Genomic DNA, 500 nt, shown 5'->3' with positions numbered 1-500 from the left:
CAACACGATGGTCGACCAGCTGTCGGCGTTCGCCGGCGAGGTGACCCGGGTGGCGCGCGAGGTGGGCACCGAGGGCAATCTCGGCGGCCAGGCCACCGTCCGGGGCGTGTCCGGGACGTGGAAGGACCTCACCGACAACGTCAATGTGATGGCCTCCAACCTCACCGGCCAGGTCCGTTCGATGTCAGACGTGGCGACCGCCGTGGCCCGCGGCGACCTCTCCCGGAAGATCACCGTGGAGGCCAAGGGCGAGGCCGCGCTCGCGGACGCGATCAACACCATGGTGGACACCCTGTCGGTGTTCGCCGACGAGGTCACCCGGGTCGCCCGCGAGGTGGGGACCGAGGGGACGCTCGGCGGGCAGGCCCGGGTCCCCAACGTCGCCGGGACGTGGAAGGACCTCACCGACAACGTCAACTTCATGGCGCACAACCTCACCAGCCAGGTCCGCAACATCGCCCAGGTGACCACCGCCGTCGCGGACGGCGACCTCACCCGCA

The 500-nt window shown here is 70.4% G+C and carries 1 protein-coding gene; it reads left to right on the top strand.

All coding sequences use genetic code 11. The features are described from left to right. Positions 1-500: HAMP domain-containing protein (locus VR45_RS32700; protein WP_045943515.1), on the top strand; the 500-nt coding region annotated here is incomplete at both ends.

It is taken from the genome of Streptomyces sp. NRRL S-495, from assembly GCF_000966955.1.
Lineage (GTDB): Bacteria > Actinomycetota > Actinomycetes > Streptomycetales > Streptomycetaceae > Kitasatospora > Kitasatospora purpeofusca.
This window is presented reverse-complemented; position numbering and strand designations above follow the sequence as displayed.